Raw genomic sequence first — 12,646 nt, 5'->3', positions numbered from 1 at the left:
TCAACTAAGCTATCATTAGAAATTAGATAATGATAGCTTAGTTATATGTTTTATTATTTACTTTAAAAACAGTATTTGGTAAAGCTTCTTTTAGTTCTTGAACACTGATAAATTCCTCATCAATATCATAGCTATGCAGCCAAACTTCTTGTAATTTGGTCAATTTAGTCAAAACAGAAAAATCCTTTATTTTTAAATTATTAAGTTCCAAATATTCTAGATCAAGTAAATTCTCTAATACAGTTATATCTGTAATTTTATTTTTACTGATATTTAACTTGGTCAATTTATTCATACCAGTTAAAAAAGAAATATCGGCTATACTATCATTAGAATACATTGATAAATCTCTCATCTCTGTCAAATTTGCCAAAAAAGAAAAATCTGATATATTGTCGTTTGAAGTAAAACTCAATTTTTTAAGGTTAGTTAGGTCACCAATAACCGTTGCATCTTCTACGTAACGGGCGGTAGTCATTAATTAAGAATCTAATTGAGGCAATGAAGCCAAAGGTGTCAAGTCTCTTAATCCGTAAGTATACGTGAGATTTAATGTTTTTAACTTCTTTAAATTTGTTAGGTAGCTAATGTCATTAATGCCTGTATTCCAGCCAAGATGTAAATAAGTCAACTCAGTTAAACCTCCAATTGATTGAACTTCCGTTATTTGATTATTCGCTAGATTCAAATAGGTAATATCTTTTAAATTACTGAGTGCTTTAATGTTTGATAGTGGCACTTTAAAACCTTTTCCATAAAAATTTATATAGTGTAGATTTGTGCAGTACTCTAGACCGGTCAACGTTTCAGGGAGTCCATAAGGTTCCATTGCGTCATAAAATGGAATAGTCTCATCTAGTGGAAGGCTTGTAATTGACTCAAGTTCTTCCCTAGTAAATTTACCTTCAGGCTTTAAAAGGGCATCACGCACTATTTGTTCTATTACAGGGTCTTCAATTTTGATTGTATCAGAAGTAAATCGATATATTGGGCTCAACGTTTCACCTTTATCTCTATTTGTTAATACTATTTGCCAAAAATAAGTGGTTTCTGGATCCAGTAAAAAGTCAATTTGAAAATCAGTTTCTGTATAGTCGGTTGCAATCGTTTCTAAATTATTTTCAGAAGTACCTAAACGAATAGAGTATTTTATAATCTCGCCTTCTAAGGCATTTTTAACATTCCATTCAAGTATAGGCACAGGTAATAGTTTAACTTCTAATGTCTTGTCAATAGGAGTAGTTAAAGTATTAAATTCTAATGCAGGTATTTCTTGTTGAGGTTCTTCTACAGTCGGTGTGGTAGAGGTTTCTTTGCTACAAGAAACAATTAAAAGGATGGTAAAGAAAATGAGGTAAAAGGTTGATTTTATAGTTTTCATTTGAATTTGATATATAAATCAGATATTATAAAACGCAATTGCTATTTTTTTAGTGCTTAAAAATGAATATGTTTTAGAAGTTAACGTATAAATTAAAAAAACTGTTCAACTGTTAAAAGCTCTGATACCGTTTTAGTTTTCTATATTCGAAGTAACAAAGTCGATTGTCAATTAAATTGATGCATGAAAAAAGTAACTCTAAAGGATATTGCCGGACATTTTGGTGTTTCTATCTCTACCGTTTCTAAAGCGATAAATGATAGTCACGAAATCAGTAATGACCTAAAGATAAAGATTCAGGCATATGCTAAAGAGAAACATTATAAGCCTAACAGGCTAGCACTTAATTTATTGAATAAGAACACTAAGACAATTGGTGTAATCGTACCTAATATTTTAAATTACTTTTTTGTTCAGGTACTTTATGGTATCGAAAAGGTAGCCAATGAAAGTGGTTATAACATCATTAGTTGTATTAGTAATGAATCTAGTGCCAAAGAGACTAAAACACTTGAATTTTTCGACGCAGGTACAGTAGATGGCGTAATTATGTCTTTAGCAGAAGAAAGTCAGAATGAAGACACGCATGAAGCATTAATAGATGTAATTAATAACGATATTCCCGTAGTACTTTTTGATAGGGTATCAGACAACGTGCAATGTGATAAGGTAGTTGTAGATGATTTTGAAGCAGGATATAAAATTACCAAACACTTAATACACATTGGTTGTAAAAATATTGCTGTAGTCAACCCTATATCGAGTTCTAGTGTAGGCAAATTAAGAATACTAGGCTACAAAAAAGCACTCGAGGAATTTGAAATTCCCTTCGATCCCAAATTAATTATGAATCTTACGATAAAAGATGATTTAGATTTATTGATGTCCTTTTTACTCAACTATAAAACAATAGAAGGTATTATCGGGATTGATGAATTAATTGCTGTTCAAGTATTAGAAGTAGTGAAAGCAAGAGGGTATAATGTGCCTAATGATATTTCAATAATTGGCTTTACCAATGGGCAGTTGTCAAAATACGTAACTCCGTCACTAACAATGGTAAGTCAGCATGGTAAATATATAGGGGAGCAAACAGCTAAATTGTTGATTAATAGAATTAAAAACCCTGGTTTGCCTTATGAGACTAAGGTTGTAAAAACTAGTTTGCTGGTAAGAGATTCCACAAAAAAACTACAATAAACTAGATCATATCTGGGTGCGGGTGTTCCCAATCTCCACGATAATTTCGCTGTAATAGCGCAGTGGCTTCAAGGTCATTTACAACAGTTCTACTTTTTGGGTCATAGACTAAAGGTCTTTTCAGATCCATAGATAAATTAGCTAAAATACAGCTAGCAGTAGAAATATGGCCGTTTTCAATATCAGCCACTGGTGTAGTGTTCTTTTGTATGGCATTCAAAAAATCTATCATATGCTTGCGAGTAGCAGGTGCAGCATGCAGTTCAATGGCTTTTTCGGTGAGGTCTTCAGGATATTTCTCTTTCTCATAAACGACATCAAAACGAATAGATTCACTTCCATCTACGGGAATAAATTCCGCTTTCATCACATCACCTTTTAGAACACCTTTTTCACCATAGATTTTAAAAGCCCACGGATAATCTGTGTCATCTGGGTTTCCCCATGTTCTATGCTGCCAATTACAATTATGGTCGGCATACTCAAATACGGCAGATTGTGTGTCAGATATGTTCGATTTTCCATCTTTCTGAACAAAAATTCCACCTTCAGAACTAATACGTTTGGGCCATCCTAAGTCAAGCATCCAACGAACGGTATCTAGCATGTGTACACACATATCACCTGTAATTCCGTTTCCATATTCTCGAAATGTACGCCACCATCTTTTGTGGGGCAGACCATCGTAAGGTCTCATAGGTGCGGGACCTGTCCACATTTCATAATCAAAGAAATCAGGCACTTCTTGCTCTGGCGGATTACCATTTGCGCGCATGTGGTAATAGCAACTCATATCTACATGACCAATAGTGCCTAGCATTCCGGTATCAATAATTTGTTTTTTAGCGGCTACAAGATGCGGAGTACTTTTTCGCTGTGTACCCACTTGAACCACTTTGTTATATTTTCTAGCAGCAGCGACCATTGCTTCACCTTCCATAACATCTACGCTAATCGGTTTTTGAACATAAACGTGAGCTCCAGATTTTAGTGCTTCAATACACGTTAATGCATGCCAATGATCTGGCGTACCAATAAGTACAATATCTAGACTATTGCTTTCTAGCATGGTTCTATAGTCAGTGTAGAGTTTAGGTTTCTTTTTATTTTTTTGACGTTCAGAAACTAGTTGTGCCGCAGTGTTTAGTTGATTTGTATCAACATCACAAAGTGAAACCACTTCTACATTTGCTACTTGTATAAGACGTAATAAATCGCTCGTACCATACCAACCAGTGCCAATAAGAGCTACTTTTTTAGGCTTTTCGTTTGCGAAAAACTCGATTCCGAAGGTGGGTAAAGAAGTAAATAGTAGCGATGCCGATGCTGCTTTAATAAAATTTCGACGCTTTAGTAATGTTGGTTGGTTAGACATGTTGGTTTTTAGGAGCTAATGAATATGGTAATTATAAGAGTCAAGATAGTAAATCCTTTAAAAATAATATTCAATGTTTGTGAATTTGTTAATGTGAGGCATATTTAGTTATATTTAAATCAAAATTTTATCAATTATAATGAATTTACGTTTTAACCTGATGATACTGTGCCTATTGGTAACAACTTTTGCCAAAGCTGAGATTACACTACCTAAGATATTTTCAAATGAAATGGTATTGCAACGAGAGAGCGATGTGTTGTTGTATGGTTGGGCAGATCCCAACGAAGAATTTACGATTTATACAAGTTGGAACGATGAAAGCCTTGCCGTCAAAACAGGCAATGATGCAAAATGGGAAATCAATGTAAAAACACCTGCTGCAGGCGGACCGTTTCAAATAATCTTTAAAGGAAAACAAAACGAAATTACCTTGAAAGATATTTTGATAGGTGAGGTGTGGCTTTGTTCTGGACAAAGTAATATGGAGTGGAGCGCAAACAGCAAGATTGCGAACAGAGATTTTGAAGTCGATAATGCCAATTACCCAAATATCCGATTGTTTACGGTAGCGAAGAGAACTGCAGAATATCCACAAGAAGATGTGGCAGGTACTTGGGTTGCTTGTTCACCTGAAACCATGCAAGATTTTAGTGCAGTTGCGTATTTTTTTGCAAGAAAAGTTCAAAAAGAATTGAATATTCCGATCGGATTAATAGATAACGCATGGGGAGCTTCAAGTGCTGAAGTGTGGACACCAGAGTCTGTTTTTGAAGCACACCCTGAATTGGTCGAAGCTCACAAAAAAATAGAGCCTAACAAATGGGTAACGGTAGAGAAGTCATCTTTGTATAACGGTATGGTAGCCCCGTTGACGAAGTTTAAAATAGGCGGCACGATTTGGTATCAAGGAGAATCCAATACTGCGAATGCCAAAAGCTACCAAAAGCTTTTTACGAATATGATTACTTCTTGGCGAGCAGAATGGAAAGATGATTTTCCATTTTATTATGTTCAAATAGCGCCATTTAAATATGATCACGAATTTGCTGGCGGCATAGTTCGAGATCAGCAACGAAGGGTAATGTCACTAGAAAATACAGCCATGGCAATGACGAGTGATATTTGTACAATCGAAGATATTCACCCATTAAACAAACAAGATGTAGGTTTGAGATTAGCGAATATTGCACTTAAAAATCACTACGGGTTATTACAAGATCAAGAAGTTTATGGTCCGTTATACGATTCTTTTGAAGTAGACGGCAATCAATTAAAAGTGAAGTTCAGCAATGCTGACGGATTAAATAATAAAGGAAAGAAAATAACACTTTTTGAAGTTTCGAATGCTGTGGGAGAATGGTTTCCTGCGAAAGCAAAATTGAAGAATAATGAAATAGTAGTAAGCTCAAAGGAAGCAAAAAATCCGACAGGGGTACGATATGCTTTTAAAAGTACAGATGTAGGTACTTTGTTCAATGCCGCGGGTTTGCCGGCTTCAACTTTTGTAAGCGAATAACAATATTGCTAAAAACGGACTATTGTGCTTATAAAGTGTCCGTCCGTCCAGTAACGATGGTTATTCAGCTAAAAACACAGGTTCTTATTTTAATAAATAGTTAAATTGTAATCAATAACTAATTTCAAATTATGCAGATAAAGGAATCCTCAGAAATCTTTGATGTAATCATTGTAGGTTCAGGAGCTGGTGGTGGTATGGCTACCAAACAATTGGCAGATGCAGGTTTAAACGTAGCTGTTGTAGAAGCGGGTCCGTTTTTTGACCCAGCTGATCCAAAGACCATGACGCAATTAAAACAACCATATGATTCTCCAAGAAGAGGGGCAGGTACAGATAGAGCTTTTGGTGAATGGGATATGTCATGGGGAGATTGGGAAGTAGAAGGAGAACCATATACACATGCAGAAGGAACTGAGTTTAAGTGGTGGCGTGCAAGAATGCTCGGAGGACGAACTAATCATTGGGGGCGTATTTCTTTACGTTTCGGACCAAAAGATTTTAAAGGAAAAACCCGTGATGGCCATGGAGATGACTGGCCAATAGGTTATGAAGATGTTAAACCATATTACGATAAATTAGACAAGTTAATTGGTGTTTTTGGCACCAATGAAGGTAGAGAAAACGATCCTGACGGATTCTTTCTTCCTCCCCCGAAACCAAGATTGCACGAATTGTTTTATATCAATGGCGCAAAGAAGTCAAACATACCGGTGATACCAGGTAGACTTTCGATGTTGACCAAAAGAATAAATGAAGATCGTGGGGTTTGTTTCTATTGCGGGCAATGTGGCAGATCATGTCAAATATATGCCGATTTCTCATCAGGTAGTTGTTTGATCTTTCCGGCACAAAAAAGTGGTGGTAAAGTAAAACTATTTGTAAATGCCATGGTGCGTGAAGTTACCACCAATGCTGAAGGTAAGGCAACAGGCGTATCGTACATCAACAAAGAAGATAGAAAAGAATATAAGCTTAGAGGTAAAGTAGTAGTATTAGCAGCATCTGCATGTAGTTCTGCACGTATACTTTTAAACTCTAAAAGTAAGCAACACCCTAACGGACTAGGTAATAGTAGTAATCTAGTAGGTAGGTATTTACATGATTCTACAGGATCTGGAGCTGCAGGTGTAATACCGGGCTTATTAAATAGAAAGACCTCTTACAACGAAGATGGTGTAGGTGGTATGCACGTATACTCACCATGGTGGGGCGATAACTCTAAACTGAATTTTCCAAGAGGATATCATATAGAGGTATGGGGTGGTATGAGTCAGCCTAACTACGGTTTTGGTTGGGATCCAAATGCATTGAACCAGTACTTCGGATTAAAATCTGGAGGATATGGAGAAAGCTTACGTGATGATGTAAAGAAGTACTACGGTGCCGTAATAGGTTTTGGTGGTCGTGGAGAAGCAATCGCTTACAAAGATAATTACTGTGAAATTGACCCTACAACGGTAGATCAATTCGGTATACCAGTTTTGAAGTTCAACTATAAGCATTCAGAATACGAAGTGAATCAGGCGAAGCATATGCAAGATTCTTTTGAGGAGATTATTCATAATATGGGTGGTCATTACTTAGGTGAAAAGCCAGGTAAGGATAAAGATTACGGATTGAACAAACCAGGTGAGATTATTCACGAAGTAGGTACTACAAGAATGGGAGATGATCCTAAAACATCGGTGACCAATAAGTTTCAGCAGTTACATGATGCCGACAATGTATTTATAGTAGATGCAGGTGTTTTTGTATCTCAAGCAGATAAAAACTGTACTTGGACGATTATGGCCCTTTCATGGAGAGCATCAGATTATATCATTGAACAATTAAAGGCACAAAATATTTAGATTATGGATAGAAGAAAGAGTTTACAAACTTTAATACTCGGTGGTGCTGCGGCAACTTCTGGGCTAGTCTTCAATTCATGTAAGACTGAAAATGGTGAATCTGTAGATGAGGTGATTTCAACCAGTAGCGATAAGTTTTTTGGTAGAACGCCAGAAGAATTGGATCGTATAGAAAAATTAAATGCAGAGCAATTGTTTAACGAGCATGAAATGGAAACTATTGCAGCTTTAAGTGTAGTGATACTTCCACCAAAAGAGCCACATGGTGGTCCTATAGAGGCAGAAGTGCCAGCGCTTGTAGAATTTATGGGTAAAGATATTCCAGAAATGGCTCCTACACTTTTAGGTGGTTTAATGTGGTTAGATCATAAAAGTAATACGGAGTTTGGTACTGAATTTAAGTCGGCTACTTTAGAGCAGAAAAAACAGATTTGCGATGAAATCTGCTGGCATGATATCGAGAAACCACTAAGCGAGCAACCATTAGAAATTCAATTTTTCTATACCATGCGTGGCTTGACCGTTACGGGGTATTATACTTCTAAAGTTGGTATTGCAGATTTAGGATATAAAGGAAATTCACCTAATGTTTGGGATGGTGTACCGCAAGATGTACTTGACCAGCATGGTGTTGCCTATGACCCAGAATGGATTGCAAAATGCGTAGACCAAAGTCAACGTAACGTTATGGCAGAGTGGGATGACGAAGGAAATTTACTTACATAATTAATATCTCGATGATAAAAAAAGTAATGATTGCCACTATCCTTTTGGGTAGTAGTTTTTTAGCGCAAGCCCAAGAGGTAGGTTTACAGTTATATAGTCTTAGAAATCAATTTAAAATGGATGTTTCTAACACCCTAGGATTGATTAATGAATGGGGAATAACCAAAATCGAAGGTGGCGAAACTTATGATATGCCATTGGAAGATTTTAAAGCTTTATTAGCAGAAAATGATCTAGAGATGGTCAGTGTAGGTGCAGGCTTTGACGATTTAGAAAATGATGTAGATAAGGTTATAAAAAATGCCAAAGATTTCGGTGCTACATATGTAATGTGCGCATGGGTACCTCACGATGATAACAAATGGGATCTAGAAGAAACAAAACACGCCACAGAAGTTTTCAATAAGGCAGGAAAGAAGCTGAAAGAAAACGGACTCGTATTGGCGTATCACCCACATGGGTATGAATTTAGACCTTATGAAAATGGTACTTTATTCGATTACATGGCTAACAATGCAACTCATTTTACATTTGAATTAGATGTTTTTTGGGCACAACATGGAGGTGCGGATCCGCTAGCGCTAATGAAGAAATATCCAAAGAAAATTACATTATTACATCTAAAGGATATGGAAAAAGGTATTGAAGGAAATAATACCGGTCATGAAGAAGATGATACCAATGTTGTTTTAGGAACAGGGCAAATAGATATTGCCGGAGTAGTTGCTGAAGCTAAGAAATTAGGCATTGAATATATGTTCATAGAAGATGAGTCTAAGAATGTAGTCACTCAAGTACCTAAAAGCTTAGTTTATCTAAGTCAACTTGAAGAATAGAACCAATTACCAATACCAACCATTAGCCCCTATTTCATTTTTGAAGTAGGGGCTTTTTTTATTTAAATAAGTAATAAAATTTATTTATTCCTTAACTGCTAAGCCAACCATAGAATCTGCTGTTCCATAATACAGAAACCATTTGTCATTGAAATATACCAAGCCTTCAATAAAAGTTGTTCCAGCTTTATATTGACCACTGATTTCGTGCGGTAGACTAGGACAGATGAAAGGAGTATCTAATCGCTTTATCAATTTTGTAGGATCATTTTTATCAAATAAAGCTTGACCACCACAATATGTACCTTCTGGGAACTTACTTGTTGCTCCCTCACCACTTAAGTTTTTTCCGTTATATAATAATAAAATACCATGTTCTGTATATAAAGCAGGTGGTCCAGGTTCGGTTAAGTGACTATCGAATTCATTTAAAGATGGCGTAAAACTATGTAGTAATTCATCTTTTTCATTTAATGTAGGTTCCCAATCCACACCATTTATAGAAGTAGCAAGGTTCACAAACAATTCGCCCCAATACATTAAATACTTACCATTTATTTTTTTTGCAATTAGTCTGCCATTAATCAACTCGGTAACAATTGATCCAGATTTGCTCCATTCGTCCAAAAACTTACCGTCGTAAGCATCTTCAAACACAGGACCTTGTTTTGTCCATTCTTTAAGGTCGGTAGATGTAGCGCTAGATAAACGGGCAATATCTTTGTTCCAACTTGTATATAGCATAATATACGTACCGTCAGGTGTTTCTATAATGCGTGGGTCTTCAATACCACCAGGTTGATCATATTGAGAAAATTCGTCATTGTCAGGGAAAAGTATAGGAGTAGGGTGTTTAGTGAAATTTATACCATCAACACTATAGGCTAAACCTATTCGAGAAGTTCTATGCCCTAAAATAGCTTTAGGATTATCTTCTGCCCTAAATAGCAGAAATACAGTGTCGTTTTTTACTATTGCACCCGGATTAAAAACATCGGCTTTTTGCCATTGAACCTCTTTTTTAGAAATAGGATCTAAGAAAGTATAAGAAGAATCTGCTTGCATTATAGGGTTCTTATCTGTTTTTTCAAAACCTAATAACCAAGGCGATTCTACTGCTTCGGTTGTTGTAGTAAATGATTTCTTTTCATTTTTACAGGAGACACAAAAAATAGCAAGGGTTAAAATTAGGAATAGGTTGTTGTTCATGGTTTTTAGTTAAATTGCTGTAATTAAAGGTTTAAGTAAGGTAGACAAATTTCTATCAGAATGAACACTATTTAGTATAATATATTGAATACCAAAAGAGTATAGAAAATGAGTTCGTTGATTATTTTAAAAAACAACTATTTAAGCTATAAGTGCTTACTTATTATCATTATCAGTTTCTTATTCTTACAATCTTGTAAGGACAATGCCAAAACTGTAAAAGCAGAAACAGCGACTACTGATGTAGAAATTAGCGAAGATTCTATTTCCAAAATAGAACCAATAGCCATAAAAATTGAGAAGCAAGTTACACCGTTGACTTCTTTAAAAGATACAACATTTGTACGCTTAGCAGATTATAGCGATGGTTTTGAATATGATTTAAGATACGCTACCAATAATAATTTTCTAAAGGAAAAAGTATACGATTGTGCAGAATGCTATACAAGAGTAAAAACTGTAAAGGCTTTATTAAAAGCTAATGAAGAGTTTAAAAAGAGCGGAGTAAAAATAAAGTTTTATGATTGCTACAGACCTAATTCTGTACAATACAAAATGTGGAAAATAGTGCCTAATCCACAATATGTTGCCAACCCCGTAAAAGGTTCTATACATAATAAAGGTGGTGCGGTAGATATAACTTTGGTTACTTTAGAAGTGGAGGAGCTAGATATGGGAACTGATTTTGATTTTTTTGGAAAAAGGGCCTATCACGATAATTTTGACTTACCAAAAGAAATTCTTGATAATAGGAAACTATTAAAAAGCACCATGGAAAAATATGGGTTTTGGTCTACCAGAACAGAATGGTGGCACTATAACTTACAAGGAGCGTCACATGACCCTATCGCTAATTTTAAATGGAATTGTGAATAGTATAAATTTTATGATATGAAAAACACACTATTGCTGTTATTGTTGCTAATGGTAAACAGCTTCTTTGCTCAAGATACTATTATGCAGTTATGGCCTAAAGATAAAATACCTAATCACTTAAAAAGTGTGGAAAAAGAAATGCATGAGCAAAATGAAATTTTGCGAATTAGTAAAGTTCAAGTCCCCACAATTGAGGTGTATTTACCATCAAAACGAGATGCTACAGGAGAGGCGGTTTTAATTTTTCCTGGCGGAGGGTATGGAATATTAGCCTATGATTGGGAAGGTACAGATATTGCAAAATTTTTGAACAGTAAGGGTATTGCAGGTATAGTGGTAAAATATCGTTTACCATCAGATATTTCGCAAACCGAAAAAAAGTACGTACCACTTTTAGATGCTCAAAGAGCGGTAAGGCTTGTTCGCGGTAATGCTGAAAAGTTTAATATAGAGCCGAATAAAATAGGAATTATTGGATTTTCAGCTGGCGGTCATTTAGCATCTACATTGGGAACGCATTTTAACGAAAAAGTGTATAAAGATGTTGATGATATTGATAAAGAAAGTGCACGTCCAGATTTTATGGCATTGATGTATCCTGTAATATCATTTGGCGAAATGACACATCAAGGTTCAAAGAAGAATTTGATAGGGGAGAATCCAATGATTGAAATGGTCGATTACTTTTCGAATGAAAAACAAGTTACAGAGCAAACGCCACCAACTTTTTTACTCCACGCTACAGATGACACCGTAGTACCTGTAGAAAATAGCTTGTTATTCTATAAAGCAGTAAAGAATAAAGGAGTTTCTGCAACGATGCATATTTACCCAAAAGGCGGTCACGGCTTCGGGTTAGGCTTGCATGATGAGCATTTGAAAGATTGGGGTGAGCGAATGATAGACTGGATGATTTCGTTGAGATAGTATTTCAAGTTTTGATAAAAGATCGATTCTAATCTTCAAAACTTCTCTATTTTTGCAATCGGAATTGTCGGGATGTAGCCCTTCGACTTCGCTCAGGATAAACTGCACTACAGTTCATTTTAAGGTGTTGAAAAACTACGTAATATTTTGGAGATTAATTTCCATTTAAATTTCGGGATGTAGCGCAGTCCGGTAGCGCACTCGGCTGGGGGTCGAGTGGTCGCAGGTTCAAATCCTGTCATCCCGACTGAATAAGAAAATGAACTGTGATAACAGTTCATTTTTTGTTTCCAAAAACGTCATAAACATAGTTTATGAAAGTGGTTGGGAACAAAAAATGAAAAGGCGATAGCCTTTATTTTGTAATTTGCAACGAGGGTTCATTAGGATTATCTAAATCCTTTTTTTTCTTGTTTTCGTAAACGATTGGGAATAAAAAATGAAAAGGCGATAGCCTTTATTTTGTAATTTGCAACGAGGGTTCATTAGGATTATCTAAATCCTTTTTTTTCTTGTTTTTGTAAACGATTGGGAACAAAAAATGAAAAGGCGATACTAGTTTTTTAATATTTTAAATAAAAAGACAATTTCAACTACATGAGGTGTATTCAAATATAATTGATTCTATTTTAAAATAGTTTGTGTAACGTAGTATTTAGGTTATGTTTTAGGGAAAGTGAAAAACAGGATACCAATAGCCAAGAAGAAGTATTCAACCTAATTAGGATATGAATTTGTCTTAAT

11 protein-coding genes and 1 tRNA gene are annotated in these 12,646 nt (G+C 35.5%); 8 read left to right on the top strand and 4 right to left on the bottom strand.

Annotated features, from left to right (window positions below; genetic code table 11):
* Nucleotides 1-37 precede the first annotated feature (37 nt).
* The gene (locus ACPF9A_RS01715; RefSeq protein ID WP_424001080.1) at nucleotides 38-478 is read right to left on the bottom strand and encodes a leucine-rich repeat domain-containing protein; all 441 of its coding nucleotides are present in this window, start codon (nucleotides 476-478) and stop codon (nucleotides 38-40) included.
* Between the two features lie 3 nt (nucleotides 479-481).
* Nucleotides 482-1,381, bottom strand: a complete 900-nt coding sequence (locus ACPF9A_RS01710) for a leucine-rich repeat domain-containing protein (protein WP_424001078.1) — start codon at nucleotides 1,379-1,381, stop codon at nucleotides 482-484.
* A 183-nt stretch (nucleotides 1,382-1,564) separates the two neighbouring features.
* Here ACPF9A_RS01710 and ACPF9A_RS01705 point away from each other — a divergent pair, with 183 nt between their 5' ends.
* Nucleotides 1,565-2,581 carry a LacI family DNA-binding transcriptional regulator gene (locus tag ACPF9A_RS01705; protein WP_424001076.1) on the top strand — a complete coding sequence of 339 codons (1,017 nt, stop codon included), beginning with the start codon at nucleotides 1,565-1,567 and terminating at the stop codon, nucleotides 2,579-2,581.
* Nucleotide 2,582: 1 nt separating this feature from the next.
* On the opposite strand, the gene ACPF9A_RS01700 is transcribed toward ACPF9A_RS01705, so the two are convergent.
* On the bottom strand, nucleotides 2,583-3,956 hold the full coding sequence (locus ACPF9A_RS01700; protein WP_424001074.1) for a Gfo/Idh/MocA family protein: 1,374 nt from the start codon (nucleotides 3,954-3,956) through the stop codon (nucleotides 2,583-2,585).
* Between the two features lie 139 nt (nucleotides 3,957-4,095).
* Here ACPF9A_RS01700 and ACPF9A_RS01695 point away from each other — a divergent pair, with 139 nt between their 5' ends.
* The 4 genes from ACPF9A_RS01695 to ACPF9A_RS01680 all read left to right on the top strand — a co-directional run bounded on the left by ACPF9A_RS01695 (nucleotide 4,096) and on the right by ACPF9A_RS01680 (nucleotide 8,890).
* Entirely contained in the window at nucleotides 4,096-5,475 is a 1,380-nt protein-coding gene (locus tag ACPF9A_RS01695; protein WP_424001072.1) for a sialate O-acetylesterase, read from the top strand.
* 131 nt (nucleotides 5,476-5,606) lie between these two features.
* Entirely contained in the window at nucleotides 5,607-7,328 is a 1,722-nt protein-coding gene (locus ACPF9A_RS01690) for a GMC family oxidoreductase (RefSeq protein WP_424001070.1), read from the top strand.
* A 3-nt stretch (nucleotides 7,329-7,331) separates the two neighbouring features.
* The gene (locus tag ACPF9A_RS01685) at nucleotides 7,332-8,054 is read left to right on the top strand and encodes a gluconate 2-dehydrogenase subunit 3 family protein (RefSeq protein WP_286813593.1); all 723 of its coding nucleotides are present in this window, start codon (nucleotides 7,332-7,334) and stop codon (nucleotides 8,052-8,054) included.
* Nucleotides 8,055-8,065: 11 nt separating this feature from the next.
* Nucleotides 8,066-8,890, top strand: a complete 825-nt coding sequence (locus ACPF9A_RS01680; protein WP_424001068.1) for a sugar phosphate isomerase/epimerase family protein — start codon at nucleotides 8,066-8,068, stop codon at nucleotides 8,888-8,890.
* Between the two features lie 84 nt (nucleotides 8,891-8,974).
* Here the strand turns inward: ACPF9A_RS01680 and ACPF9A_RS01675 are convergent, their stop codons facing one another.
* Complete coding sequence (locus ACPF9A_RS01675) at nucleotides 8,975-10,099, bottom strand: glycoside hydrolase family 130 protein (protein WP_424001066.1); 1,125 nt, start codon at nucleotides 10,097-10,099, stop codon at nucleotides 8,975-8,977.
* 108 nt (nucleotides 10,100-10,207) lie between these two features.
* Between ACPF9A_RS01675 and ACPF9A_RS01670 the strand changes: the two genes are divergently transcribed.
* The 3 genes from ACPF9A_RS01670 to ACPF9A_RS01660 all read left to right on the top strand — a co-directional run bounded on the left by ACPF9A_RS01670 (nucleotide 10,208) and on the right by ACPF9A_RS01660 (nucleotide 12,149).
* Nucleotides 10,208-10,975: a M15 family metallopeptidase gene (locus ACPF9A_RS01670; RefSeq protein WP_424001064.1), complete on the top strand. Its 768-nt coding sequence runs from the start codon at nucleotides 10,208-10,210 to the stop codon at nucleotides 10,973-10,975.
* 15 nt (nucleotides 10,976-10,990) lie between these two features.
* Nucleotides 10,991-11,902, top strand: a complete 912-nt coding sequence (locus tag ACPF9A_RS01665) for an alpha/beta hydrolase (protein ID WP_424001062.1) — start codon at nucleotides 10,991-10,993, stop codon at nucleotides 11,900-11,902.
* Between the two features lie 173 nt (nucleotides 11,903-12,075).
* A tRNA-Pro gene (locus ACPF9A_RS01660) sits at nucleotides 12,076-12,149 on the top strand.
* The last annotated feature ends 497 nt before the right edge of the window (nucleotides 12,150-12,646 follow it).

Origin of the sequence: Maribacter sp. IgM3_T14_3, assembly GCF_049603095.1 — a bacterium.
In the GTDB taxonomy this organism is placed as follows: Bacteria; Bacteroidota; Bacteroidia; order Flavobacteriales; family Flavobacteriaceae; genus Maribacter.
This window is presented reverse-complemented; position numbering and strand designations above follow the sequence as displayed.

Coding starts and splice junctions, on each gene's coding strand:
- ACPF9A_RS01705 (WP_424001076.1), top strand. CDS start 1,565: ATGAAAAAAGTAACTCTAAAGGATATTGCCGGACATTTTGGTGTTTCT.
- ACPF9A_RS01685 (WP_286813593.1), top strand. CDS start 7,332: ATGGATAGAAGAAAGAGTTTACAAACTTTAATACTCGGTGGTGCTGCG.
- ACPF9A_RS01695 (WP_424001072.1), top strand. CDS start 4,096: ATGAATTTACGTTTTAACCTGATGATACTGTGCCTATTGGTAACAACT.
- ACPF9A_RS01690 (WP_424001070.1), top strand. CDS start 5,607: ATGCAGATAAAGGAATCCTCAGAAATCTTTGATGTAATCATTGTAGGT.
- ACPF9A_RS01675 (WP_424001066.1), bottom strand. CDS start 10,099: ATGAACAACAACCTATTCCTAATTTTAACCCTTGCTATTTTTTGTGTC.
- ACPF9A_RS01715 (WP_424001080.1), bottom strand. CDS start 478: ATGACTACCGCCCGTTACGTAGAAGATGCAACGGTTATTGGTGACCTA.
- ACPF9A_RS01700 (WP_424001074.1), bottom strand. CDS start 3,956: ATGTCTAACCAACCAACATTACTAAAGCGTCGAAATTTTATTAAAGCA.
- ACPF9A_RS01710 (WP_424001078.1), bottom strand. CDS start 1,381: ATGAAAACTATAAAATCAACCTTTTACCTCATTTTCTTTACCATCCTT.
- ACPF9A_RS01680 (WP_424001068.1), top strand. CDS start 8,066: ATGATAAAAAAAGTAATGATTGCCACTATCCTTTTGGGTAGTAGTTTT.
- ACPF9A_RS01670 (WP_424001064.1), top strand. CDS start 10,208: ATGAGTTCGTTGATTATTTTAAAAAACAACTATTTAAGCTATAAGTGC.
- ACPF9A_RS01665 (WP_424001062.1), top strand. CDS start 10,991: ATGAAAAACACACTATTGCTGTTATTGTTGCTAATGGTAAACAGCTTC.